This is a genomic window from Alteromonas sp. 4NH20-0056 (assembly GCF_057539655.1).
In genome coordinates this window covers 666,552-692,018 of the sequence record NZ_BAAJLS010000001.1, presented here as the reverse complement: position 1 = coordinate 692,018, position 25,467 = coordinate 666,552, and the positions used below count along the sequence as shown (strand labels likewise).

The window sequence follows — 25,467 nt, the reverse complement described above, 5'->3', positions numbered from 1 at the left end:
ATACAAAATAGCACTTGTGCGCTATAACGCACAAGTGGTTTGTGAAATTCCTATTTATCTCGCGACCAGACAAGCGGTAACCGTCATGAAAAAGACAGATCAGGCAGATATTGCCTCAAGCATTGCAACACATCTTAAATTTTTACGACGAGAGAGGGGGTTATCACTAGATAAAGCGTCAGTGTTGACTGGGGTGTCTAAGGCCATGCTTGGCCAGATTGAGAGAAAAGAGTCGAGCCCAAGTATTGCAACACTATGGAAAATAGCAACAGGGCTAAATACGTCTTTCTCGTCTTTTATATCATCAACGGCACACGCTATCACGCCAGAGTCAGATGGGTTTGATGATGACCCTAACATGCATATTAAAACCTTATTCCCATTTCGAGATGATAAAGGCTTCGAAATGTTCGAACTGTGTTTAACACATTTTCACGAGCAACGTTCAAGTGCACATCAACAGGGTGTAACTGAGCATATTCATGTGCTTGAGGGGCGTTTGAGTGTCTGTAGTGAAGGTGAATGGATTGCGATAGAGGCGGGGGAGCAATTTATATTAAACGCAGATATTGAGCACGGGTATCGAGATGATGTTGGGCGAACGCGATTTATTGCGGTCATTCATTATCCGACAAGATAGAAGCAGCGAACGCAATATTTGCGTTCGCCGACTCTCTTTTATTATGCGTTATCGTCTTTAAGTTTAAGCGTGTCTTGTAAAAACACCACAAATTGGCTAAGTTCAGCAGACATCAGCGCAAACTCTGCGTCAAGCCTTGCTTCGACTTGATCTTTAGGCACATCTTCCGTCTCTTCCTTTATGCGGTCTGTAAACTTAATACGTTTAATTGAGCCGTCTTCAGCAATGATTGCCGTAAGCGTGTCTTGATACTCAAAGGCTACTTTCTGAACCAGCTTGCCCGCATCTAAGTGAATGCTTATTTCATCACTGTCCAGTGGCTGGTTTTTACAGCGAATAACACTGCCGGCATCGTCGGTAGATTTAAACTCTGCTTCTTCTAAAAGTTCGATACCGTCTGGCGTAGCATCCATTACCCAATGTGTTAACTCGCTTTGAAGGCTATGGCGTGCCAGCGGAACAACCGGAAGTGAGCCAATCGCTTTTCTTACCAATGCAAGGAAGGCTTCCGCTTTGCCGTCAGAAGACGCATCGATGATGACGACATTGTCAGGTAATGAAATAAAGCCATGGGTATAGCTATTTTTGGTAAAGGCTTGTGGAAGTAGCTTAGTTTGTATTTCTTGTTTTAAATCAGCTTTCGCTTTTTTACCAACAGGAGAACCCGTCTCCATTTCAATTTTGGTTACCATTTCTTCAAGTTCAGCGTTTATCACGGCAGCAGGCAATATTTTTTCCTGCTTTTTGACCGTAATCCAATAACGTTGCTGAACTACATGAAACATGGTGCCAGATTTTCCGGCTTGCGAGAATGGGGAAGCAAAGCCCATGGTTGCAACATCTTGACTGCCGCAAGGACGAAAAGCGTGCTCGCCTAATACGCGCTCTAAATCATTGTCATCTAACGAAAGAGGCTGGGTTAGTTGATAGGCTTTTATATTTTTAAACCACATGTGAAGCTATCTCTTTAAAAAGCGGGGCGTAAGCGTACCAACCTAGCGAAAGCAGCGCAATCGATAGATAGGTACACGTGCTGATATTTTAGTTGCGGCGCAAAGGGAAACGAATGAGGTAAGTTAAGCCTTTTCCAATCTCGCTGTCGGCCTCGATACTGCCAGAGAGGGATTGTGTCACGAGATTATAGATAATATGCGTGCCTAGGCCACTTCCTCCGTCACCTCTACGTGTGGTGAAGAAGGCATCAAAAAGCTTACTTAAATCTGACTCTGACAGCCCTTTTCCGTTGTCAGAATACGTCATAACGACTTCGTTTTCTTCAAGGGTAATGTCAAGCTTAATGATGCCCGTATTTTTGTTTTCAAAACCATGGACTAACGAATTTACTACCATATTGGTAATGATTTGCGCTATCGCGCCTGGGGCGCATTTAATAATGAGTTCAGGCGGGCAATTAACCGTAATCGTGTGATTACTGTGTTTAAAGCTAGGTTTAAGCGACTGAATAACCTCACCAATATAATCATTTAGGTTAAAGTCACGTTCTGCTTCACTGGTTTGGTCAACAGCAACCTGTTTGAAACTCGCAATAAGGTCGGATGCTCTATCAAGATTCATAAGAAGCAGCGTTGCAGTTTGCTGTGCCTCATCAATGAACGTAGACATGTTTCTTGTAGTGAGGCTCTTGTCTTCAAAATCGAGCTTAAGGTTGTTTAAGCGCTCTTGCAAAAAGCTCGCGGCGGTAACACTTACGCCCAATGGGGTATTAACGTCATGAGCAATACCCGCGACCAATCCCCCGAGTGATGCCATACGCTCTGACTCAACAAGCTGGTCTTTCGCTAGCTGAAGATTTTCCATAGATTCTACGAATTCAGAATTCTTCTTTCTTAATTCATTTTCAATGTATTGGCGGTTTTCGTTTTCTTGGCGTAACTCGCGTTGATTAGCAATAAGCTCATCTTTTTGTTGTTCAAGATCTAGCATAATCTGCGACAACGATGCGGTTTTTTTGGCAACTTCTTGTTCAAGAATTAAGTTTTGGTCGTCGAGTTTTTTGTTCGCGAGTGTAAGCTGATCTTGCGTACCTTTTAGCTTATTGTTTGAAATGATGAGGTCGTCAATAACTTGGTTATACGATTCTTTTAACTGCAATAACTCGTTATCGTCGTCAATGTTGACGTCTAGCTTACCCTCTTCAGGGTGCATAGCGTCAAACCTCCCCATTTTATCGGTAATTTCGTGAAGCGGCTCTGACAACATTGTTCTAAACGCTGTCATAAAGAGAAAGACGAGAAACGTGGTTTTAACCAAAGCATTTCCGATTAAAAAGAAAATACCTACTTCGATACGGCCAAAGATAGTATCGAAGCTAGAGTAAAGTGTGACATCACCCACGGTCGATTCGCGGCCGGAAAATTTAAATACCAAAGGAAAACTGTAACTAAAAATACCGCCCGTGTGATCTTCTATAATTTCTTCTACAACCGGCGCACCTGAACGTTGGGTACGAATACCAAACTCGGCAATGTAATTACCGTTTTCTCCGCGCACTTGCACACCTTCAACAATGGGAAGTTCTAATAGCCCTTCAGCAATAGAGCGCGCTTGCTCTGTATTAAGCTCCCAAAGTGCCCGAGTTAAGCTGGTTGAAAAGGTGTTTTTAAGGGTTTGAAGTTCAGATTCAACGTGGTTTTTTGTACTAAGATATTCAGTAAATATTTGTCCCACTGTAACGATTAACGTCAGTGTGAAATAGACAGAAAGCACCCGTGTTAAGAGCTTTCTTGATAACCCGGTTTTAACGGTCGCCATTGAACAACCTTCTCCTGTCCATAAGTTTACTGAGTACCCTTGAAAGAATATGCGCAAATGGTTTAATAAACAAGCAAGTAAATTGAAACTTTCATGTTGTTAATTTTCTATAAGGCTTGACACATATTTGTAATCGTTTTAATAAAAGTGTCATGAATGACATTAATAATGGCGGCGTTTTGTAATGTTCAGGAAGATAACAATGTCTCGTACCGTATTGGTTGTTGAGGATGAAGCGCCTATTCGCGAAATGCTGAAGTTTGTACTTGAGCAATCAGGCTTTAATATTATTGAAGCAGAAGACTATGATATAGCACAGGAAAAAATCTGTGAGCCGTATCCCGACCTTATCCTTTTAGACTGGATGCTTCCTGGGGGAAGTGGTGTACAGCTTGCCAAGGGTCTAAAACAGCATGAGTTTACGCGAGATATCCCAGTAATCATGCTTACCGCGCGCGGTGAGGAGGAGGATAAAATCCGAGGTTTAGATGCGGGCGCTGACGACTACATTACTAAACCGTTTTCTCCAAAAGAGTTAGTGGCTCGTATAAAAGCGGTAATGCGCCGCGTGACGCCAACCTCAAATGAAGAGCCTATCGAATTTAACGGCCTGAAATTGGAGCCCGTGTCTCATCGCGTGACAGCAAACGACGATGCACTTGATATGGGGCCAACGGAATTCAAGCTATTACATTTTTTCATGACGCATCCTGAACGCGTGTATAGTCGAGAATTGCTGCTCGACAATGTGTGGGGAACGAACGTTTATGTTGAGGATAGAACAGTGGATGTGCACATTCGCCGCCTAAGAAAGGCTATCTCTCAGCATGGCCATGATGCTATGATCCAAACCGTTCGCGGCGCAGGTTACCGTTTTTCAACGAAATTATAATTGCTACGCCCGCTGAAGTGACATCAAACACAGCGGTATTCGACTTTGTATATTAGGCGTATTGTTCTATGTATTACCCGTTCTCTTGGTTGAGAAGCACATTGCGATTGGCGCTATACCTGTTGGTATTTGCGGTAATCGGTTGGTACATGGATGACATGCTGTTTGCCATTGCAGTGGGTGCTACGCTGTTGCTTGTGTTCAACTATTGGCATCTCTATAAGTTGAATCGTTGGCTGTGGCATAGCCGAAAAATGTCTCCCCCGACTGTTAAAGGTGTATGGGAACATATTTATGAAGGCATTTACTACCTTCAACGCAGAAACCGTAACAAGCGTAAAGAGTTGGGCGAACTGGTTAAGCGGTTTAGAGAAGGGTCTGAAGCGCTTCCCGATGCCGCTGTGGTGGTTGACGCAAAGGCATGCATTATTTGGTGTAATCGGTTAGCTCGTTTAGATTTAGGGCTAAAGTGGCCGCAAGACGCAAACAGCCGAGTCGATAATCTTATTCGGCACCCCGAATTTATCCAATACTTTCACGCCGGCGATTTCAAATATCCTATTGAAGTGCCGTCTCCCACTAATCCAAATAAGACGTTTGAATACCGTATTATGCCTTACGGCGAAGAGCACTTGTTACTTATCGCCCGTGACGTTACGCGTGTATCTCAGTTAGAAGAGATGCGTAAAGACTTCGTTGCAAACGTGTCTCACGAGCTGCGTACGCCTCTTACGGTAATTAATGGTTATCTTGAAATTCTGCCTATCGATGAGTCGGCCGACCCTTTCATGCAAAAGGCAATGAAAGAGATGACGTCGCAAACGCAGCGTATGCAGAATTTAATAGAAGATTTGTTAGTGCTATCTCGTATCGAAGCCAGTGCTGAACGTATTTACGAAAACGTAATTAACGTGCCCGCTATGCTCACTCAAATTGAGAGAGAAGCCATCGCGCTTAACAAAGAGAAACAGCACACTATTCATTTCCATATTGATAGTAACCTGCTGGTTTATGGTGTTGAAACCGAATTGCGCAGCGCGTGTTCTAATTTAGTTTTTAATGCCGTGCATTACACCCCATCGGGTGGGGAAATCAATGTGTACTGGCGAAGGCATTTCGAAGGGGCCGAATTTGCGGTTGTCGATAACGGTGATGGAATTGAGCCCAATCATTTGAACCGACTTACTGAACGCTTCTATCGTGTTGATAAAGCGCGATCAAGAAAAACAGGGGGCTCGGGGCTTGGCTTGTCTATTGTGAAACACGTGCTCAGCCATCACAATTCTCGGCTTGATATTACAAGCGTTTTGGGCGAAGGAAGCCAATTTTCTTTTGTCTTAGACACTGAACTTATCGCGGAGCTAGACTAAATGAGCCGCTGTTGTCTGACAACGCTGTGTATTAGTGCGCTTGTTTATTTCAGTGCAACGTTTGCGGTAGCCGACGAATCAAATGTACCTGAATACGAACGTGCTCCAGGTGTTGCTGGGAAAATCACATCGGTAGGGTCTGATACTCTGGCAAATTTAATGGCATTTTGGTCACAAGAATTTAAGACCTTATATCCGCAGGTCAGTTTTCAAATTCAAGCGTCAGGTTCATCGACCGCTCCCCCGGCGTTAATTGAAGGAACGGCTACGATAGGCCCAATGAGTCGCGCACTAAAGCCCAGTGAAATTCGCGATTTTACGCGTAAACATGGTTATCCTCCTGTGGTGTTAAAGGTTGCAATGGATGCTATCGCTATTTTTGTTGAGCGCAATAATCCACTTGATGGATTAACACTAAAGCAGGTTGACGCGGTGTTTTCTGAAACTCAGTATTGTGGAGCGAATGAGGCGGTTAACCGCTGGCAACAATTAGGCGTGAGTGGCGATGACTACCAAGCACCTATTCGTGTCTATGGGCGAAACTCTGTCTCAGGAACATACGGGTTATTTAAAGTGATGGCCCTGTGTGACGGCGATTTTAAAAATACAGTAAATGAGCAGCCAGGATCGGCGTCGGTTGTATTGTCTGTTGCTTCAAGCAAAGGGGCGATGGGCTACGCTGCCTATGGGTATAAAACAGCGGGCGTTCGCGCCTTACCGTTAGGTGAGCGGGAGGGTAGTTTTGTTGCCCTCACCATGGACTCGGTGAGAAACGAAGAATATCCGTACTCCCGCTTTTTATATCTTGTCGTGAACAAAAAACCTGGAGAGCCATTGCCAACGTTAGAGCGTGAATTTTTACGTTTTGTGCTTTCAAAAGCAGGACAGCGTCAAGTTGTGCGCGACGGTTACTTCCCTATCCGTGATGACGTTTTATTGCGTCAGCGCCGGTTATTAGACGAGGGGTAAGCCTGTGACAACGGTTTCTTCGCAATGGAAAAACTGGGTGTTACAATGTTTACTAACACGCGTTCCCATCGAAGAAATTGCTACGACGCTCTCTCAAAATGGGTTTGTACCGCACACCATAAGACAACTTCTAGGCGCAAATTTACCTCCAGAGCTTCCTTTGGGTAACGATACGCCATTTTTTACACGTTTAGCGAATAGTTTCGAGAGTCATAATAGTAGTCGCTCAAACGACGCCAATCCCTCAGGCAATAAAACGAACTCGCACTATGCCTCATTAAGTGACCCCTCCCAATTATCACTTTATGCCGTTGAACATTTTCTCAGTGAACAAGAGTGCGATGATATTATTGCCTTAACGAGGGGGAAACTCACCCCTTCATCGCTTGCTGGGGCAGCATCGTCAGAAAATATTCGCACATCATCAACGTGCGAACTTGCTCAACTTAATAGCCGTCTAGTGCAACGCGTAGAGCGGCGCATTGTTGAGCGGCTTCAATTGGGTGTTGGTGAACAAGAGGTTATTCAAGCACAGCATTATCAGGTTGGTGAGTATTACAAACCGCATTATGATTTTTTTCCACCGGGAACGCCGCAATATTTAGCCCATTGTGCATCAAGAGGCCAACGTACGTGGACGTGCATGATTTATTTAAATGAAGATTGCGAAGGTGGCCATACTCGGTTTACTAAATTAGGTATTTCTGTAAAGCCCCAAAAAGGCAAAGCGTTATTCTGGAACAACCTCTTACCAACCGGTGAACCTAACCTTAATAGTATTCACTTCGCTGAACCGGTAACTCGTGGTAATAAAACTGTCATAACAAAATGGTTTAGATCGAAAAACTGACATGTCATATCGCACATGCTTCGGAATGTCAGTATGTATAATTAATTAAGCTTATGAAAAATATGGTTTTTATTTTTATTAGTCGAGTATTTTAAAATCGTCAATAAATTTTACTTTCTTTCGCGTGTTGTAACAAAAATGTCACCGATGTCCTTTACTCTCTACGAAACCTAAAAATCCATACTAAAAAATCTTGGAGAATTTAATGGAATTTCGTAACGTATTTAAGATAAGTGCTATTACAACTGCGCTTATTCTTGCTGGCTGCGGTGGTGACATTGTAATTAACGAAGGTGATGAAGTTGTAGCAGCGCCTACTACACCTACTACGCCCACCACACCTACTACTCCTACAACACCTACAACGCCTGACGTGGATACTCCGTTCTCTCTTGGTCTTGCTACTGACGTTTCTAGCGAGTTCTCTGGAACTATTACTGACAAGCCTGTTTATCGTTTAAATGCAGACTTAACAGTTACTCAAGACATGACGTTAACCAACAACGCTCACTGGATCATTAAAGGTCGCACAGCCGTTGGTAACGACAACGCAGACGCTTCTGTTCTTACCATCGAAGAAGGTACAACTATATTTGGTGAAGACGGAAACGATTTCCTAGTCGTACGTCGTGGTTCACAAATTGAAGCTTCTGGTTCAGCATCTGCGCCAATCGTGATGACGTCGGTACAAGACGTTACGGGTGAAGAAACTGATATCGGTCAGTGGGGTGGTGTTGTACTGCTTGGAAATGCACCGACTAACTTATGTAACACCGGTGACGACAACGAAACGTCTGACGAAGAACTAGCTAACTGTGGTGTGGCCGCAGAAGGTGATGCAGGTCTTTATGGCGGTGACAACCCTGAAGATAATTCAGGCTCACTTGAATACGTTGTAGTTAAGCACGCGGGTAAAGCACTGGCGTCTGGTGACGAACTAAACGGTATTTCTTTCGCAGGTATCGGTTCAGGTACAACAGTTAATCACATTCAGGTTCACCAAAACCTAGATGACGGTATCGAGTTCTTCGGTGGTACCGTTAACGTTAACAACGTAGTATTGACCGACATCGGTGATGACTCTCTTGATTGGTCTTTCGGTTGGACCGGAAGCGCAACGAACGTTTACATTCAGCAATCGGCTGAAGGTGGCGACAACGCAATTGAAGCTGACAACAACGAAGACAACCCTGCTTGGTTGCCACTAACTAAACCAACTATCTCGAACGTAACTATTGTTAGCGCTGACGGCACTAACGGCGTACGTCTTCGTAACGGTACCGCCGGCGTACTTTCAAATGTACTAGTAACGGGCTCAGCACTTGCTACTAACTGCCTACGTGTAAATGGCGATGAGTCAATTGCAAACGCTGAATCAGGCGAGTTGGCCATTACTAATTCAATAGTGGCGTGTGAAACGCCTGCAAATAATTTTGGTAGCGACACTATCTCTGGTGGCACCACTCAAGCATGGTTCGAAGGGCAGTCTGGCAATGACGTACTCACACCTTCACAGCTTTTATTAGAAGATAACGGTTATTTCCCAACGTCAGCGTCGCCTTTGGCGCTTGGCGGTAACAGTTATATCGGTGCATTTAATCCAAATGGTGATGACTGGACACAAGGTTGGACCGTAGGCGTTAACGGCGGTTTCCCAACTGACGTTCAAAACGCATTCGAACAAGGTCTAGCAACAGACGTATCAGGTGACTTCTCTGACCTAGACAAGCCTGTATATGAACTTGCTGCTGACACAACATTCACCGCTGACGTTACATTGACAAATAATGCACACTGGTTGATTAAAGGCCGTACTGCGGTTGGTAACGACAACGCCGATAGCGCAACGTTATTTATCGAGCAAGGCACTACCGTATTCGGTGAGCAAGGTGATGACTTCTTAGTTGTACGTCGTGGATCGATGATTGAAGCGAACGGTACAGCTAACGCGCCAATTACTTTCACTTCAGTACAAGATTTAACAGGTGAAGAAACGGATATCGGCCAGTGGGGTGGTATCGTGCTTCTTGGTAACGCACCAAGTAACCTTTGTAACACAGGTGATGATGCGGATGCGTCTGACGCTGAGCTAGCAGCATGTGGTGTTGCAGCAGAAGGTGATGCGGGTCTTTACGGCGGCAACAACTCTGAAGATAATACTGGTTCACTACGCTATGTTGTAGTTAAACACGCTGGTCGTGCACTAGCCGCGGGTGACGAACTAAACGGTATTTCATTTGCAGGTATCGGTTCAGGTACAAAAGTTGAGTATATCCAAGTTCACCAAAACCTTGATGACGGTATCGAGTTCTTCGGTGGTACAGTTAGTGTACGTAACGTTGTACTTACTGACATTGGTGATGATTCACTAGACTGGTCTTTCGGTTGGACGGGTAACGCACAAAACGTTTACATCCAGCAATCAGCTGCTGGTGGTGACAACGCTATCGAAGCTGACAACAACGAAGATAACCCCGCGTGGGCTCCACTTACTAAGCCTACTATCGCAAACGTAACTATCGTTGGCGCAACGGGTACTAACGGTGTTCGTTTACGTAACGGTACTGCAGGCAACGTTCGCAACCTAGTCGTTACTGGTGGTGAAGGTTACTCTAACTGTCTACGTGTTAACGGCGACGAGTCAATTGCAAACGCAGTATCTGGTGAGCTTTCAGTAGAGCACTCGGTTGTAGCATGTGACACTGACGCTAACTTTGGTTCAGACGCTATCGGTAGCGGTACTACGCAAACATGGTTTGAAGGTCAAGACGGTAACAGCACGCTAGCAGCTAGCGCACTTATGCTTTCTACAGACGGTTTCACTCCTCGCTCTGGTTCTCCGCTTCTAGGTAACGGTGTAGATGTATCTGAAGAAAACGACTTCTTCACAGCAACAGACTACATTGGTGCATTTGACGGCGACAACAACTGGATGGAAGGGTGGACTGTTGCAGTTAATGACGCTATTCCTACAAGCGTTACCAACGCATTAGCACAAGGCTTAGCCACAGACGTATCTGGAAGCTTCCCAACCATCACGGACAAGCCGGTATACCAGCTTGCTACTGATACAGTGTTCACGTCTGACGTGTCGCTTACTAATAATGCTCACTGGTTAATTAAAGGTCGTACTGCAGTTGGTAACGACAATGCAGACAGCGCAACACTTTACGTACAGCGCGGTACCACAGTATTCGGTGAAGACGGTAACGACTTCCTAGTAGTACGCCGCGGTTCACAAATTGAAGCCAGCGGTTCTGCAACACTACCTATCACCTTCACGTCTGTACAAGACCTAACCGGTGAAGAAACTGACATTGGTCAATGGGGCGGTCTGGTTATTCTAGGTAATGCACCTACTAACCTTTGTAATACGGGTGATGACAACGATACGTCTGAAGAAGAGTTAGCTAACTGTGGTGTTGCTGCAGAAGGTGATGCAGGTCTTTATGGCGGTGCTGACGAAGATGATAGCTCTGGTACACTACGCTACGTAATTGTTAAGCACGCTGGTAAAGCGCTCGCTGCGGGTGACGAACTTAATGGTATCTCTTTCGCAGGTGTTGGTCGTGGTACTGAAGTTGACTTCATCCAGGTTCACGAAAACCTAGACGATGGTGTTGAGTTCTTCGGCGGCACAGTAAACGTTAGCCACTTAGTGTTAACCGCGATTGGCGATGACTCACTAGACTGGTCTTTCGGTTGGACAGGTAAAGCACAATACGTGGCTATTAAGCAAAGCGCAGCTGGCGGCGACAACGCGTTTGAAGCTGACAACAATGAAGATAACCCTTCTTGGACGCCATTAACTACACCTACGGTGTCTAACGTCACTATCATTGGCGCAACAGGTACTAACGGTGTACGTTTACGTAACGGTACTGCGGGTGTTATTAAAAACCTAGTGGTAACTGGTGGCGCTGACTACAGTAACTGCCTACGTGTTAACGGCAACGAGTCTATCGCAAACGCTGAAGGTGGTTCACTAACAGTAACTCACTCTGCAGTAGCGTGTTCTGCAGCTAGCCCATTCGGTTCAGACACTATCGACGGTGGCACTACGCAGGCGTGGTTCGAAGGCCAAGATGGCAACAGTGTACTGGCTGATACTGCTGCGCTTGGTTTTGATTCAACAGGCTATGTGCCGGCAAATAATTCAGTACTTTTAGATTCAGGTTTCGATGCATCAACACTTGATAGCTTCTTTGATAGTACAAGCTACAAAGGTGCATTTGATGGTGGAACAAACTGGACACTAGGTTGGGTAACTGTAGGTCTGGAAGACTAACAAGCAGAAGTAACACACTGAAAAGCTAAGGCGTTAATACGCCTTAGCTTTTGTGTTAAAAGCGACTTAGCAGAATGCAGTTCCATAGGAGTTTTCAAAATGAGAAATAAACACGCGTCAACATTCAAGGTTGGTGGACTATCGTTGGCTATCGCCTCTATTCTTGGCGCAAGTGCTCTTCCTCTTACCGCGGTTGCGCAGCAATCGGAAGATGAGGCAATAGAGGAAGTCGTTGCAACAGGTACGCGATTAAAAGGTACTGCAACAGCGGTATTACAAGAACGTCAAAATCAAGCGTTCGTTGCTGATATTTTAGGTGCGGAACAAATATCTCGTACTGGTGATGGCGATGCGGCAGCTGCGCTTCGTCGTGTAACAGGTCTTACGCTTGTAGACGGAAAGTTCATTTACGTACGTGGTCTTGGTGAGCGTTATTCAAGCACGCAATTAAACGGCATGACAGTACCTAGCCCGGATCCAACGCGCTCGGTTGTCCCTCTTGATTTGTTTCCTTCAAGCATCATTGAAAGCTTGAATGTTCAGAAGTCGTATTCTCCTAATATGCCTGGGCATTTCGGTGGCGGTAACGTGAATATCCGCACCAAATCTATTCCTAGCGAATTTGTTTTCAATGTAAGTGCAGGTGGCGGCTGGAATACACAAAATAGCGACGATGGCGTGTTCTACTCTGGCGGCAGCGACGACTGGACAGGACGTGATGATGGCACGCGTGCACTGCCAAACATTATTCAATCTGGTCTTGCTGCAAATGGTTCAGCAGGGTTTGAAGGCGACCGCACTCGAACATTAGCGGAAACACAGGCTATTTTAGGCTCGTTTAATTGGGATATTGGTCCCGAAGCGAAGTCAGTCGACCCTAACTTTAGCTTAGGCTCGACAATAGGAAACAATTACGTCTTTGATAACGACAGCGTGCTTGGTTTTCTTGCCACTATTTCTTACACCAACCAATGGACTGTTGCTGAAGAACTGCTAGGTAACGATATTGGTGGTGGTCAGGAAAATCCACGTTTTACGAAATTCAGAGATATGGTATCTACTGAGCAAAACGTAAGATGGAGCGGTATGTTCAACATGGGTTACGAATACAACAGTAACCATAAAGTTGAGTTAGTAAACATGATGCTTCATGACATGCGTGACCGTGTTCGTGACGGCTTTTATTTTGACGAGAGTGAATCAGATCCCGGCGTTGAAGAATTTAGACGCATGGACATCATTTTCGAAGAGCGTGAAATGGTGTCATCTCAGCTTAAAGGTACGCACAACTTCCTAGATTTACTAAGTGGCGTTTACTTCGATTGGTATGTGGGCACAAGCCGTGCATCACGTGAAGCGCCAGATATTATGGAAGTCACCTTTCAACAATTCTTTGATGAATCCGGTGCATTAGAACTTGAGCGCTTAGATGACACGCCGGGAACTAACTTAAACCGTCAATTCCAAGTGCTTTATGATGAATCAGATACCTATGGCTTCAACGTATCCACTGCCTTTTTTGGCAGCGGTTACGACATAGAACTAAAAGCCGGAATGGACTATTACGATAAAACCCGTGATGGTAACAATATTGATTTAGCGATACGCCATTTCGGTATAGACGCTGACTTCAAAGCGGGTAGCCGTTTAGACACGATATTCTCACAAGAGAATATCTATAACGATAACTTCTACACGAGCTCGACAGGCCGTTCAGTATTCCAAGATAATACAGGTGAAGGCGATAAGTATTTAGCGGCGACCAAACTAACGGCCGGTTACTTTATGGTTGATGCGTTCTTTGACCAAAAGTTCAGAGTGAGCGGTGGGGCGCGCTATGAAGACTTCCAACAAGTGTCGATTCCGTTTGTTGAACATTCTGATACGTTTGCCGATGATATCGATGTCATCATAGACAGTATTTACAGTGAAACAGATGTTTTACCGTCACTCGCGTTTACTTATATACCAAGTGAAGAAATGCAGTATCGCTTTAATATCAGCCAAACGTTAATTCGTCCTGATTTGCGTGATATTAGTTCAACATTCTTTATTGACCCGTTAACCGAATTCTTGGTTCGTGGTTCGCCTACACTGGTTGAGTCTGAACTGACCAATATCGACTTCCGATGGGAGTGGTATATGTCACAAGGGAACAACTTGTCGGTGGCCGTATTTTACAAAGATATGACCAACCCTATCGAGATGGTGCAATTCGATGGCGGTGAAGGGGTACCTCAGTTGTTGACTGCCAACGGTGAAGAAGGTGAGTTGTACGGTGTTGAAGTTGAATTTTTGCATGATCTTGCATTTATCGGGGATAACTTTAGCAACTTTTTCCTATCGGCTAACATGACGTTGTCTGACTCTGAAGTAACGATTGGCAGTGAAGACCAAGACTCATTGTTCTCTCAGCAAGCGCGTGCCGCGTATGGCGGTCGTATTACGGCAACCATCACCAATGATCAGCGCCGCCTTGTAGGCCATTCAGAATGGGTGGCGAACATGCAGCTTGGTTGGGACTCAGACAACGGTGAACACTCTGCTTCGTTGGTGTATAACTCGTTTGGCGAGCGTATCATTGCGCCAGGCGTACGTGGCTTTGAAGACGGTATAGAAAAACCGTTCCATTCATTAGACGCGGTTTACACATACTATCCAGATTTTAACACCACCATTAAATTTAGAGTGCAGAACTTATTTAATGATGAGAAGGAGATTGAGCAAGAAGGGTTAACGCTCAGAAGACTTACGGTAGGCACCAGTTTGAACGCCTCGATTAAGTACGATTTCTAGTAAATATAAAGCCTGACGCCATGTCGGGCTTTTTTTTACCTACTCATTAGTTGTTTTATGACAGTCCTGTAATAAAACTGTCATGGAAAACTCCTATCCTACGCCCAGAAATTTATAGTCGGATAACACCGATTTCTTTTAACTTTAAAGGTTTGAATGTATGAAGCTTATCAATGCTTTGCTTGTTGCGGGTGCGCTAGCGGCGTCACCGGTACTCGCACAAGACGATGAAGTCTTAAAACCCGTTGTCGATGAGGCGGCGAAAATCAACGAGTCTGCGGCTAAATCGCAAGAAAAGATTAATGGTATAACTGATCAGATCGATAGCAAACTTCAACAGTTCAAAACACTAATGAAAGAAATCGAAGGCCTAGAGGTGTACAACACCCAGCTTCGTAAGCAAATCGCTAATCAAGAGCAAGAAATGACTGATTTGAATTCGGCTATTGACGAAGTGTCAGTGGTAGAACGTCAAATTACGCCTCTTATGATCCGTATGATTGACGGTCTTGAGCAGTTTATTGAATTAGACGTTCCGTTTCTTCCTGAAGAGCGAGCCAACCGCGTTGCCGATTTAAAAGCGATGATGGACCGTGCTGATGTAGCGGCCTCTGAAAAATTCCGTCGCGTTATGGAAGCGTTCCAGGTTGAAATGGACTACGGTCGCACAATGGAAGCCTACAGCGGTATTCACTCAATCGACGGTCAAGAGCGTGATGTTGAGTTTTTACGTTTAGGTCGCACCGCGCTTATCTATCAAACGCGTGATGCGAGCACGCAAGGCGTATGGAACAAGCAAACGCGTCAGTGGGAAGCACTAGATAGCAGCTACCGTACACAAATCACAAAAGGTCTGCGCATGGCGAAGAAACAACTTGCTCCAGACTTGCTAATGCTGCCAGTAGCAATTACAGACTAAGAGGTTGATGAGAATGTTTAATACAGTAAAACGTATCGCTGTTGGTCTAGCAGCCCTTAGCATCAGCGTTGGTGCTTTCGCACAAAGCGACCGTGCCATGGACTTAGACGCCCTTCTTAAACAGTTAGAAGAAGGTCAATTTGCGCAATCTGAGCAAAATAAACAACGTGAACTTGATTTCGCCGCACAACGTGCCGAGCAAGACCGTATTCTTCGTGAAACACGTGCCAAGCGTGACCAAATGTTGGTTCAATCTGAGCAGCTTGAAACGCAGTTTGAAGAAAATGAATTTAAACTGGCCGACCTTAACGGTGCGCTTGATACACGTTTGGGCTCATTGAAAGAATTGTTCGGTGTGCTGCAGCAAATTGCTGGCGACACGAAAAACAAATTCTACAACTCTGTTATTTCTGCTCAAATTCCAGATAGAGCAAATTTCTTAGATCAAATGGCGCAAGATATGGGCTCAAGCTCTAAGCTTGCTTCAATTGAAGAAATAGAGCGCGTGTGGTTTGAAATGCAGCGCGAAATGACCGAGTCAGGAAAAGTGACTAAGTTTACTACGAATGTGGTTGAAGCGGGTGGTCAAAAAGTATCAAAAGAAGTGGTACGTGTTGGTCCATTTGCGCTTGTTGCTGATGGTAAATACCTTGAGTACAACGGCGTAACAGGCACAGTATCAGAGCTTATTCGTCAACCTGCTGACCGTTACAACGATTCAGCGGCAGAACTTCAAGCATCGAGTGGTGAGCTAGTACAGTTTGGTATCGACCCGACTGGTGGTTCAATCCTTGGCCTTCTTGTTCAAGCGCCTAACCTTCAAGAGCGTGTAGAGCAAGGCGGTGTAGTGGGTTATATCATTCTTATCGTTGGTGCGTTTGGTCTACTGTTAGCCATTGAGCGTTTAGTGAGTCTTTCTGTAATTCGCATGAAAGTAAACAAACAGCTTAAGAGCAAAGAAGTAAAAACAACTAACCCACTTGGTCGTGTACTTAAAGTACGTGACGAGCACCCAGACGCTGACGTTGAAGCGCTTGAGCTTCACCTAACAGAAGCTATTTTGGGCGAAGTGCCTAAACTAGGTCGTAACCTCACTATCATTAAGATTATCTCTGTCGTCGCGCCGCTTATGGGTCTACTAGGTACGGTAACCGGTATGATCAATACCTTCCAAGCTATTACCTTGTTCGGTACGGGCGACCCGAAATTGATGGCTGGTGGTATCTCAACTGCACTTGTTACCACGGTATTAGGTCTGGTCGTTGCGATTCCAATGACGTTACTTTATGCGATGCTAAATACACGTTCTAAGAACATTGTGTATATCCTACAAGAACAAGCATCTGGCGTTATTGCAGAGCGCGCTGAGCGAGGCTAATCATGATCGAGTTTCTGGAAGCAATTCGCGATTTCACAGAAACAGGTGGCCAGGTTCTCCTGGTCATCGGCCTGTTGATATTCGTTATGTGGCTTTTAATCCTCGAGCGTGCCATGTACCTATTGGTTTGGCACAAGCAAGCTAAGAAAGATGCGGTAGCAATGTGGACGGCACGTGCCGACCGTACTTCTTGGATTGCAGAACAGGTTCGTCAGAAAACGATTTCACAGTTAACCATGCGGTTAAATGGCAGTATCCCTATTATTCAAGCATTAGTCGCACTTTGTCCGCTATTAGGTTTGATGGGCACAGTAACGGGTATGATTGAAGTGTTCGACGTGATGGCAATTTCTGGCTCGGGTAATGCTCGCTCCATGGCATCGGGAGTATCGAAAGCAACGATTCCAACAATGGCTGGAATGGTTGGTGCACTATCAGGCGTATTTGCAGCTACATGGCTAACCCGTATGGTGAAATCAGAACGCACGCATCTTGAGGATGCATTGACAATTCAACGTTAATGCTCGTTTGCATTAAGGTAAGGTAATTATTATGAAACAGCATTTTCAAAATCTAGTTGATGAAGAAGAAGCAACTATCGACATGACACCGATGTTGGACGTTGTATTTATCATGTTGATATTCTTTATCGTTACCGCCTCTTTTGTGAAAGAAGCGGGTATTGATGTTAACCGTCCAGAAGCGGCAACCGCCGTGAAGAAAGACCGTGCTAACATTCTTATCGCGATTTCAGATAAAGGTGAGATTTGGATTAACAAACGCCGTATTGATGTTCGTGCTGTTCAAGCGAACATTGAACGTCTTCACGCAGAAAATCCTCAGGGTACAGTCGTGATTCAAGCTGATAAAAAAGCAACAACAGAAACCTTGATAAAGGTAATGGACGCCTCGCGTGCCGCGGGCGTATACGATGTTTCGATTGCAGCGCAAGAGCCATAAATCATGCCACGATATTTAATCGCATTCGCACTATCTCTTGCGATCACGTTAGGCCTGTTCTTCTTGATGCAATCACTCATCAAGATGGGTGGCAGCGCCCTGACTGAGCCTCCAAAAGGTAGTGTGCTTGACTTCGTAAGGGTTAAGCAGGAAGAGCAGGTCGAGAAAAAAGACCGTAAGCCTAAGAAGCCACCTAAGCCAGATACACCGCCGCCTCAGATGCAGCAGCCTCAGATGGACTCGCCGACACCAAATGCAGAGGGTTCGTCAATGGATTTTGGTGCAGATGTCGGTGATGATATCTCGTTAGAGGGTGGTTTATCTTTAGAGTCGGGTGATGGTGAGTACTTACCTATCGTTAAAGTTGCACCGGTCTATCCAAGACGCGCCCTTCAGCGTGGAATAGAAGGCTTTGTTATTGTTGAGTTTACGGTAACTAAGCAAGGAGCGGTACGTAACCCTATTGTAGTTGAAGCGAATCCGCAGGGGATTTTTGAGCAAGCGGCGATTGATGCTGCAATGAAGTTCAAATATAAGCCTCGTGTAGTTAACGGTGAGCCAACAGAAGTGTCTGGTGTGCAAAACCGAATCTCATTCCAGATTGACGGATAATAGACATGATGAAAACACAAGCGAGTAGATTGCTATATGCACTGACGTTTGCAGCTGCATCAGCGTTAATCACGTTACCGACTATGCTTGTTGCTTCTGATGCGAGTGCGCAAGAAGTAAAGGCCAGTGAAAAGAAAACCCGTCGTGTGCCTACGCTGCGCGGTAAGGTTTACGAGCAGCTTGCTCGCGCACAATCAGCCGCTGATGATGCGGGCAACGTCGAAGAGGCCATCGCTATTTTACGTGAGGTTGAGGAAAAATCAGACTCGATGAATGCGTATGAAAAAGCGATGATGTATAACTTTTTCGGCTTTATCTATTACAACAATGAAGATTATGAACAAGCGCTAGCGTCATTTGCCAAGGTTGTCGAACAGCAGCCCATACCTGAAAAATTTGAAATGACAACGCTTTTCAGTTTAGCGCAGCTTAACCTTATGCAAGGTAATTACGACGATACCATTACTTATATTGAACGTTGGGAAGCCCTTAATAACGGCAAAATTCCACCGAAAAATAAAGTCATAAAAGCGCAGGCGTATTACCAAAGTAAGCAATATGAAAACGCTGCTGAGTGGATAGCACAAGCGATTTCAGATCATGAAGCCGAGGGAATGATCCCTGATGAGGGGTGGTTAATTCTTCAGCGTGCGGTTTATTATGAACTTAAGCAACCTGAGAAGGTAAAAGACGTCCTCATCAAGATGGTCAAGCTTTACAACGAACCTAAGTATTGGCTGCAATTAGCAGGCATGTATGGTGAGTTAGGCGAAGAAAGAAAGCAACTGGCTATGATGGAAACAGCTTATCAGCAAGGGTTTGTTGAGACAGGTGCAGATGTCTTTAATCTAGCACAGCTTTACTATTACCATAGAGCACCGTTTAAGGGCGCTAGGTTAATGGAACAGGCTATGAATAATGGCGTGCTTGAGAAAAACTTGCGCAACCTGAAATTCCTAGGGCAAAGCTGGTCGTTAGCAAAAGAACAAGACAAAGCCATTCCTGTAATGATGCAAGCGGCAGAATTAGCAGAAGACGGTGAGTTGGACGCCCAGCTTGCGCAAATTCTGCTTAATGAAGAGCGCTTTGATGATGCAATTTCTGCGGCTGACCGCGCGGTCGCTAAAGGTGAGTTGAGAAACCCAGGCTTAGTTTACCTTATAAAAGGCATGGCCCTTTACAACAAAAAGCAATATGCGTTGGCGCTGAATCAGTTAGCAGAAGCTGAGAAGCATCAAAAGAGTCGCGCAATGGCTCAGCAGTGGAAACAGTTTGTGCAAGGTGAAAAACAACAGGCTGACAGGCTTGCTGTAGAGCTAGGTACAAGCTAATGTAAGTTCCAACAAAAAACGCCGCAATCGCGGCGTTTTTTATAGGTTAATTATCTTAGCTGTCTACATGGCAGTGTTTGCAGGCAATACGTTCTCCATCGAGGGGATTTCATTTCGCTGCTCTAGCGAATTCCAGTATTGTTTAGTTCGAATAATGTCATCTTTTATTGATAAGAATCGGCAAACCAGTTCAGGGTCGAAATGTGTACCCGCCTGCTCAGCAATATATTCAAATGCAGCATCATCATCCCAGGCCTTTTTATAGGGCCGTTTCATGGTTAAGGCATCGAATACATCAGCAATAGCGACAATGCGTGCGCTTTGCGGTATTGCTTCGCCGATGAGTGACTGAGGATAACCTGAGCCATCCCATTTTTCATGGTGACATAACGATATTTCAGCAGCTAAGTTAAACAATGGTGTATCACTTTGCGCCAAAATCTTATGTCCAATTTCAGCGTGGGTTCGCATAATTGCCATTTCAGCGTCATTAAGACGACGAGGGGCTTTGAGAATACTGTCAGGAATGCCGATTTTCCCTGTATCATGCATGGGGGCGGCCTGCGCCAACAAAGAGGCATCGGTTACTGACCATCCTGCCGCTAGGGCTAAACACTTACTGTAAGCCGCCATTCGCCAAATGTGATGACCAGTATCGTTATCGTTATAGTGGCCCGCCGCCGCTAGCATTGTAATGGCACTTTGTTGACTTCGCTGTAGCTGAGCGGTGCGTTCTTTCACTTGTACCTCAGTGACACGCATCTGATGGGCTAACGTGATATGGGTATTAACTCTCGCCAGCACGAGAGGGGGGGAGATAGGCTTCGTAATATAATCGACTGCACCCAGCGTAAACCCTTTTTCCTCATCTTCGCCTTGCCCTAATGCGGTAACAAAGATAACCGGTATGTTGGCGAGTGTCGGCATCGCTTTGAGTTTTTTGCAAACTTCAAAGCCATCAATGCCTGGCATCATAATATCCAGCAAAATAAGGTCGGGAGTAAACCGCTCCACAACGCGCAGCGCGACATGACCAGAAGAAGCTACCTTGACTTGGTAGTGAGGTGACAATACCCCTTTCAATATATCAATATTGGCGGGTTCATCGTCAACGATCAACACGCTGAACGACTTCGTGTTCTTGTTCGAATGTGACTCACTCATTGGTTATATTTTCCTGTACAACTACTAGCGTTTCGATTGCTCCATCGTAGTCATAAACATTGACCTGTTGTAATGCCTTGTTAAGTTTATGACTTAGGTGCGAGGTTGAATAATTACTGACTAAATTTGTCAGTAAGGCGCCCGCATCAGCATCATAGGCCTTTAAGCTTGTAATTACATTTACCAATTCGGTTAATGGAATCTCATTGCTCACTTCCTCTTTCCTATTTATATTAGAGGCAGAAAGCGTATGGGCGATGAGGCTAAGTGTCGTATCTAAAGATTGAGAAAGTTCCGCGATTTTACTGGCGTAGTCGTTTCCGTTGTGTACTGCGCTTTGAATAGAAAAGACGCTGCGCTCAAGTGTATGTGCACCAATGTGATGCGCATCCTCCAATAGCCTGTTTATATAACTAAGATCATTGGATTTCGTGGTGAGTAGCGTTAATAAAGATGCCAGCACATCTGGCTTTCCATATTTAAGGTAGAACTGATAGATATCGTTTTCGAAATTATCAGTTTGCGCTGGCTCATCAATACTAAGATAACCGCTATGGATATAACTATCGAGCGTAGCAAGAATCGTTTTCGCCTTGGCGGGCTTTGTTATTTGGGCACACATGCCTGCATCGATGCCCTTTTGTGTTGTCTGCTCAGAAATATTTGCACTTAGTGCAATTATTGGCGTAGTAAAAAAAGGTTGTTGGCATAGCTGTTCAGATACTTGATAGCCGCTCATTTTTGGTAACATACAATCAAGAAGGATGGCGTCAAAACGTTGCTTTGTACATAACATCAGCGCCATTTCTCCGGTCTTTGCCGATGTTACTTTCAGTCCACTGTTAAACAGGATTTGGCGGGTAACCTCTAGGCTAATATCGTCGTCTTCTACCACTAAAATATGCTTACCCTTCAACCTTTTCTCTCTACGCTTTTTAGACTCTAGGCCTTCCTTTCTTTTTTCGCCGGAGGCGTTTTGTAACGGGGTCAGCGAGTCAATAAGCTGAACATCGGTAAAGGGGGCTTCGATGATGTCGGCATGGGCGGGAAGGTATTTACCTAAGCGTTGTTCAACTTCAATGTCACTTAATGGCGTAATAATGATTGCGATATTTAGGTTTTCAAACTCTCCAAACTTCATGTGATTAATAATTTTATCCCATGCAAGTTGGTCGTCACCTAACAGCAAAATGGTATGTTGGTTCGATGTAGGCAAAGCGTTATGCCTAGCGTCAATCATGCTAAATGGTATGGCTAATCGTGAGAGCGCTCCGTTTAAAATGCGAACAGTTTCGGTCATGCCCTTTTCAGCGCTTACGCATAGCAATGGTTGCTCTAATGAAATCGTCGGGTACGGTGCCGCCGAGATGAACATGCCAGGGATACTAAAGTGAAAGTGACTTCCTTTACCTTCAATGCTGTCGACCGAGAGCGTACCCCCCATCATCGACACTAATTTTTTGCTGATGGCTAAACCTAATCCAGTGCCCCCGTAATTTCTTGAAATAGAGGCATCGGCCTGCACAAATGCATCGAACAAAGAAGGAAGGCTATTTTCACTGATGCCAATACCCGAGTCACTTACGCTAAAGGCAATATCGCTTTGATTAGCATCAATGGTTAGCTTAACAAACCCATTGTCGGTAAATTTTATTGCGTTGCTTAATAAGTTAACCAAAACTTGGTAAAGTCGGTCACTATCTCCTATACATTCGCTGTTTGAATTACATTTAATGTCAAACAACAAATGAAGCGATTTATCTCTCGCCTTGTGCTGAAACATCTGCGACAGTTTTCCAAGCAATGAGGAAAGATTGAATTTCTGTTTAACGACGTCAATTTCTTGTGAGTCGACCTTTGAGAAGTCAAGAATACTATTAATCAGTTCAAGCAGGGTCGCAGCACTATTTTTTACTTTTTTAAGATTGATTTGTTTTTGCTCGACGGTATCGGCTTCAAGCGCTAAATGCGTAAGACCAATGATTGCATTCATTGGCGTTCGAATCTCATGACTCATGGTGGCAAGAAAATCACCCTTTGCTTTGCTCGCTTTTTCAGCCTCTTGATAGGCTAACTGCAGTTTTCTTTCTGTAGCTTTTCGTTCACTAATATCGCTGAAAACCCCCACGTGGCCATCAGGTTTTCCATTTCGATCTAACAATGGAACCGCGATAATTGAAATCGGGAAAAGATGCCCTCTCTTATCCGTAAAAAAATCAGTTTCTGAACGATAGACATTGCCACTGTTAGTGGTAGAGCGAATTAAGCATTCGTCATATTTTAATAGAGACCCGTCGCTACGCTGATAATGAACCGCATCATGAAATGTCTGATGTTTTAGGTCGTCTAGTTCCCACCCCAATAGTCGGAGTGCTTCAGGGTTTAAAAATTGTACCGTACCGCTTCCGTCTACCGCGTAGACGCCTTCACCTATACTGTCCGTAATACTTTTAAAAAAGTGCTGCCTGGCAGCTAGTCGCTCTTCTAGCCGCTTTTGTTCTGAAATGTCGGTACATAATACGACCAGTCGGTCGACAAGTGCTTCCTTGTTAAGAATAGGGACTATGGTGGCTGACACATACCATGGTGTCCCACGTTTTGTTATACTGTGAAGCTCGCCACTCCAAATAGCCCCTTTAATTACCTGTTTTAAAATACCTACTTGAACATGAATTGATAAGTTGCTGACACGAAAAATAGATAAGTTTTGGCCTATCAGTTCATGCCGCTCGAACTGGGACAGTTGGCAGCATTTGTTATTGGCCGAAAGAATAGTGCCATTTACGTCGATAGTAGCGACGATGCCATGTTTGTCCATCGCGTGACGTTGAACCAACATTTCGTTGTCGGTTTGCTGTTTTTCTTTTATTAAATCAAGAACCATTGAGGACAGTTGAGAAATATTGGTGAGGCTACTGTCAATGGGGGGCTTTCCCTGCTCGGTTAATAGCTGGTTCACCGAATGTCTTAGGGTATCGATCACTTGTTTCTGATGTGTGACTTGTTCTCTTATTTTTTCATTGGCTTCAATTAACTCTTCTGAGTTTAACTGAAGACTTCGGTCTCGAAGTGTAATATCCCTATCGTGATAGCGATAGGTGTCATCGACACGGTTAATAAAGGATGCTAAACCTTGCGCTATTTTTTTGTCACCTAAAAACGTATTTTCTTGTTCGTCTAAAGCTTTCAACCAGTCATCAAATTCACCTTCGCCACTTAAGCCGAACGCTTTTTCTAATTGTCTACGCAATAACTTGTTCACGAAAGACTTTCTCGCAGTAACGTTATGGCCATGGTTTGATTGTGCAATCTTGTTTGACTGTTTGCGCTAAATGGGTTCATTTCGCCATAAGAGAAAAAGCCACAGACTTGTGTGTTTGGCGGTAGAAAAGCCATAACGGCTTCTGTTTCTTCATCCACACGTTCGCCCATGACAAGCTTTCTTCCAACACAACTTGTTAATAGCGCTACGCGTTGTTGGCTATTGGATTGACTCGTTTTAGGCAACTGTGTTGCGACTTCTTGCGCCGCAATTTCGGCACCGTCAACAAGGTCATCGGTAGAGGCATGCATTAATCGCAAAAACTGGCCTTGCTCAACGTCACCGGCAAGGATCAGGGCATCATTTAGCGTATCTACACCTAAAATAGTGCGTATTAACCCTGAAGCCTGTAAGTTTTCTGTCAGAACTTCAAAAGGGAAAAGCAGCCCGCTTGCAGGTAAATCATTGGCATAATCACCGAGGTATTTTTTGTATAAATCAAGCGCGGGTATACCATCTAGCTCATAGAGAATATTGTCTTCAGAACGTGTAACCTGACGAGCAGGTCCAAATGACCGCCAACCACCGAAAGCCCCGTAATCTAGCGATAAGCTACTCCCATAAAAACCGATAGCAACACACATACGCTGGCTAATTTCACCATTGCATAAAACGTAGGTTTGTTTGAATTCTGCATTGTCACCTGCCAGTCCGCCGCTAATGCTTACTTGAGGCGGGAGTGTGGAAGACATTCCCTTAATCAACGCTGAGCCATTGATGTCCAACCCCGGTGCTAAACAAAATATGGCTTTAAGTTGCTCTGAAACAAGAGGCGATACCGCTCGTTTCCCTGCTTCAAAACTCGCAGGCATGGCATCAATGTAGGTTGCGTTGACCCTACAGCTGCCGCCTTGCTCGAATCGTAATACCGTTATAACCGCACTATGATCGTAAACCTTATCTTGATATATTTCGCCAGCGCTGCTGCAGCCCACAATCGGTGATTTTTGTGTAAGCAATATTTTCCGAGTGTCATCGTTTTCAAAAAAAATCGGTGACGCGTAAACGAGGGTTAGGTCAGCATCGTGAGATACCGCTGCACGCAATGCTTCAAGGTCGTGGTGTGAGCTAACGTGATAAGTACTTACCTGCATATAAAGGCCGGAAAATTAATAGTAGGTATAGTTATAAAGTGGATTGACGGTGGCGGCAAACAAAACGGCTTATTCTTTGGTCGAAATAAGCCGCTTTAGTTGCCCTTTTT

The 25,467-nt window shown here is 44.7% G+C and carries 18 protein-coding genes; 13 read left to right on the top strand and 5 right to left on the bottom strand.

From position 1 onward, the window contains the following. The first annotated feature begins 85 nt into the window (after positions 1-85). Positions 86-640: a helix-turn-helix domain-containing protein gene (locus AC27EZ_RS03070; RefSeq protein ID WP_487133889.1), complete on the top strand. Its 555-nt coding sequence runs from the start codon at positions 86-88 to the stop codon at positions 638-640. Between the two features lie 41 nt (positions 641-681). On the opposite strand, the gene rdgC is transcribed toward AC27EZ_RS03070, so the two are convergent. After that, positions 682-1,593, bottom strand: a complete 912-nt coding sequence (rdgC, locus tag AC27EZ_RS03065) for a recombination-associated protein RdgC (RefSeq protein WP_487133888.1) — start codon at positions 1,591-1,593, stop codon at positions 682-684. An 88-nt stretch (positions 1,594-1,681) separates the two neighbouring features. After that, complete coding sequence (locus tag AC27EZ_RS03060; protein ID WP_487133887.1) at positions 1,682-3,412, bottom strand: sensor histidine kinase; 1,731 nt, start codon at positions 3,410-3,412, stop codon at positions 1,682-1,684. Positions 3,413-3,614: 202 nt separating this feature from the next. On the opposite strand from AC27EZ_RS03060, the gene phoB reads away from it, so the two are divergent. The 12 genes from phoB to AC27EZ_RS03000 all read left to right on the top strand — a co-directional run bounded on the left by phoB (position 3,615) and on the right by AC27EZ_RS03000 (position 19,777). Continuing rightward, complete coding sequence (phoB, locus tag AC27EZ_RS03055; protein ID WP_487133886.1) at positions 3,615-4,304, top strand: phosphate regulon transcriptional regulator PhoB; 690 nt, start codon at positions 3,615-3,617, stop codon at positions 4,302-4,304. Positions 4,305-4,372: 68 nt separating this feature from the next. After that, positions 4,373-5,674 carry a phosphate regulon sensor histidine kinase PhoR gene (gene phoR / locus AC27EZ_RS03050; protein WP_487133885.1) on the top strand — a complete coding sequence of 434 codons (1,302 nt, stop codon included), beginning with the start codon at positions 4,373-4,375 and terminating at the stop codon, positions 5,672-5,674. Further along, on the top strand, positions 5,675-6,643 hold the full coding sequence (locus AC27EZ_RS03045) for a PstS family phosphate ABC transporter substrate-binding protein (RefSeq protein WP_487133884.1): 969 nt from the start codon (positions 5,675-5,677) through the stop codon (positions 6,641-6,643). A gap of 4 nt (positions 6,644-6,647) precedes the next feature. Beyond that, a complete protein-coding gene (locus AC27EZ_RS03040) occupies positions 6,648-7,493 on the top strand; it encodes a prolyl hydroxylase family protein (RefSeq protein ID WP_487133883.1) in 846 nt (281 codons plus the stop codon). 205 nt (positions 7,494-7,698) lie between these two features. After that, complete coding sequence (locus AC27EZ_RS03035; RefSeq protein WP_487133882.1) at positions 7,699-11,781, top strand: hypothetical protein; 4,083 nt, start codon at positions 7,699-7,701, stop codon at positions 11,779-11,781. Between the two features lie 99 nt (positions 11,782-11,880). Next, complete coding sequence (locus tag AC27EZ_RS03030) at positions 11,881-14,577, top strand: TonB-dependent receptor domain-containing protein (RefSeq protein ID WP_487133881.1); 2,697 nt, start codon at positions 11,881-11,883, stop codon at positions 14,575-14,577. A 160-nt stretch (positions 14,578-14,737) separates the two neighbouring features. Continuing rightward, the gene (locus AC27EZ_RS03025) at positions 14,738-15,496 is read left to right on the top strand and encodes a DUF3450 domain-containing protein (protein ID WP_487133880.1); all 759 of its coding nucleotides are present in this window, start codon (positions 14,738-14,740) and stop codon (positions 15,494-15,496) included. 13 nt (positions 15,497-15,509) lie between these two features. Next, positions 15,510-16,874: a MotA/TolQ/ExbB proton channel family protein gene (locus AC27EZ_RS03020; RefSeq protein WP_487133879.1), complete on the top strand. Its 1,365-nt coding sequence runs from the start codon at positions 15,510-15,512 to the stop codon at positions 16,872-16,874. Positions 16,875-16,876: 2 nt separating this feature from the next. Next, entirely contained in the window at positions 16,877-17,395 is a 519-nt protein-coding gene (locus AC27EZ_RS03015; protein WP_421133601.1) for a MotA/TolQ/ExbB proton channel family protein, read from the top strand. Positions 17,396-17,426: 31 nt separating this feature from the next. Beyond that, positions 17,427-17,834, top strand: coding sequence for an ExbD/TolR family protein (locus AC27EZ_RS03010; RefSeq protein WP_487133878.1), 408 nt, complete (start codon positions 17,427-17,429; stop codon positions 17,832-17,834). Between the two features lie 3 nt (positions 17,835-17,837). After that, a complete protein-coding gene (locus AC27EZ_RS03005) occupies positions 17,838-18,446 on the top strand; it encodes an energy transducer TonB (protein WP_487133877.1) in 609 nt (202 codons plus the stop codon). 5 nt (positions 18,447-18,451) lie between these two features. Continuing rightward, entirely contained in the window at positions 18,452-19,777 is a 1,326-nt protein-coding gene (locus tag AC27EZ_RS03000) for a tetratricopeptide repeat protein (RefSeq protein WP_487133876.1), read from the top strand. Between the two features lie 63 nt (positions 19,778-19,840). Here the strand turns inward: AC27EZ_RS03000 and AC27EZ_RS02995 are convergent, their stop codons facing one another. The 3 genes from AC27EZ_RS02995 to AC27EZ_RS02985 are packed head-to-tail and all read right to left on the bottom strand — an operon-like array spanning position 19,841 to position 25,357. Further along, entirely contained in the window at positions 19,841-20,941 is a 1,101-nt protein-coding gene (locus tag AC27EZ_RS02995) for a response regulator (protein WP_487133875.1), read from the bottom strand. Beyond that, on the bottom strand, positions 20,934-24,203 hold the full coding sequence (locus AC27EZ_RS02990; protein ID WP_487133874.1) for an ATP-binding protein: 3,270 nt from the start codon (positions 24,201-24,203) through the stop codon (positions 20,934-20,936). The genes AC27EZ_RS02995 and AC27EZ_RS02990 overlap by 8 nt, the downstream gene beginning before the upstream one ends. Then, positions 24,200-25,357, bottom strand: a complete 1,158-nt coding sequence (locus AC27EZ_RS02985) for an FIST signal transduction protein (protein ID WP_487133873.1) — start codon at positions 25,355-25,357, stop codon at positions 24,200-24,202. Before AC27EZ_RS02985 ends, AC27EZ_RS02990 begins: the two co-directional genes overlap by 4 nt. Positions 25,358-25,467 lie beyond the last annotated feature (110 nt).

Coding starts and splice junctions, on each gene's coding strand:
- AC27EZ_RS02995 (WP_487133875.1), bottom strand. CDS start 20,941: ATGAGTGAGTCACATTCGAACAAGAACACGAAGTCGTTCAGCGTGTTG.
- AC27EZ_RS03015 (WP_421133601.1), top strand. CDS start 16,877: ATGATCGAGTTTCTGGAAGCAATTCGCGATTTCACAGAAACAGGTGGC.
- phoB (WP_487133886.1), top strand. CDS start 3,615: ATGTCTCGTACCGTATTGGTTGTTGAGGATGAAGCGCCTATTCGCGAA.
- AC27EZ_RS03025 (WP_487133880.1), top strand. CDS start 14,738: ATGAAGCTTATCAATGCTTTGCTTGTTGCGGGTGCGCTAGCGGCGTCA.
- AC27EZ_RS03030 (WP_487133881.1), top strand. CDS start 11,881: ATGAGAAATAAACACGCGTCAACATTCAAGGTTGGTGGACTATCGTTG.
- AC27EZ_RS03060 (WP_487133887.1), bottom strand. CDS start 3,412: ATGGCGACCGTTAAAACCGGGTTATCAAGAAAGCTCTTAACACGGGTG.
- AC27EZ_RS03070 (WP_487133889.1), top strand. CDS start 86: ATGAAAAAGACAGATCAGGCAGATATTGCCTCAAGCATTGCAACACAT.
- AC27EZ_RS03020 (WP_487133879.1), top strand. CDS start 15,510: ATGTTTAATACAGTAAAACGTATCGCTGTTGGTCTAGCAGCCCTTAGC.
- AC27EZ_RS02985 (WP_487133873.1), bottom strand. CDS start 25,357: ATGCAGGTAAGTACTTATCACGTTAGCTCACACCACGACCTTGAAGCA.
- rdgC (WP_487133888.1), bottom strand. CDS start 1,593: ATGTGGTTTAAAAATATAAAAGCCTATCAACTAACCCAGCCTCTTTCG.
- AC27EZ_RS03035 (WP_487133882.1), top strand. CDS start 7,699: ATGGAATTTCGTAACGTATTTAAGATAAGTGCTATTACAACTGCGCTT.
- phoR (WP_487133885.1), top strand. CDS start 4,373: ATGTATTACCCGTTCTCTTGGTTGAGAAGCACATTGCGATTGGCGCTA.
- AC27EZ_RS03010 (WP_487133878.1), top strand. CDS start 17,427: ATGAAACAGCATTTTCAAAATCTAGTTGATGAAGAAGAAGCAACTATC.
- AC27EZ_RS03005 (WP_487133877.1), top strand. CDS start 17,838: ATGCCACGATATTTAATCGCATTCGCACTATCTCTTGCGATCACGTTA.
- AC27EZ_RS03045 (WP_487133884.1), top strand. CDS start 5,675: ATGAGCCGCTGTTGTCTGACAACGCTGTGTATTAGTGCGCTTGTTTAT.
- AC27EZ_RS03000 (WP_487133876.1), top strand. CDS start 18,452: ATGATGAAAACACAAGCGAGTAGATTGCTATATGCACTGACGTTTGCA.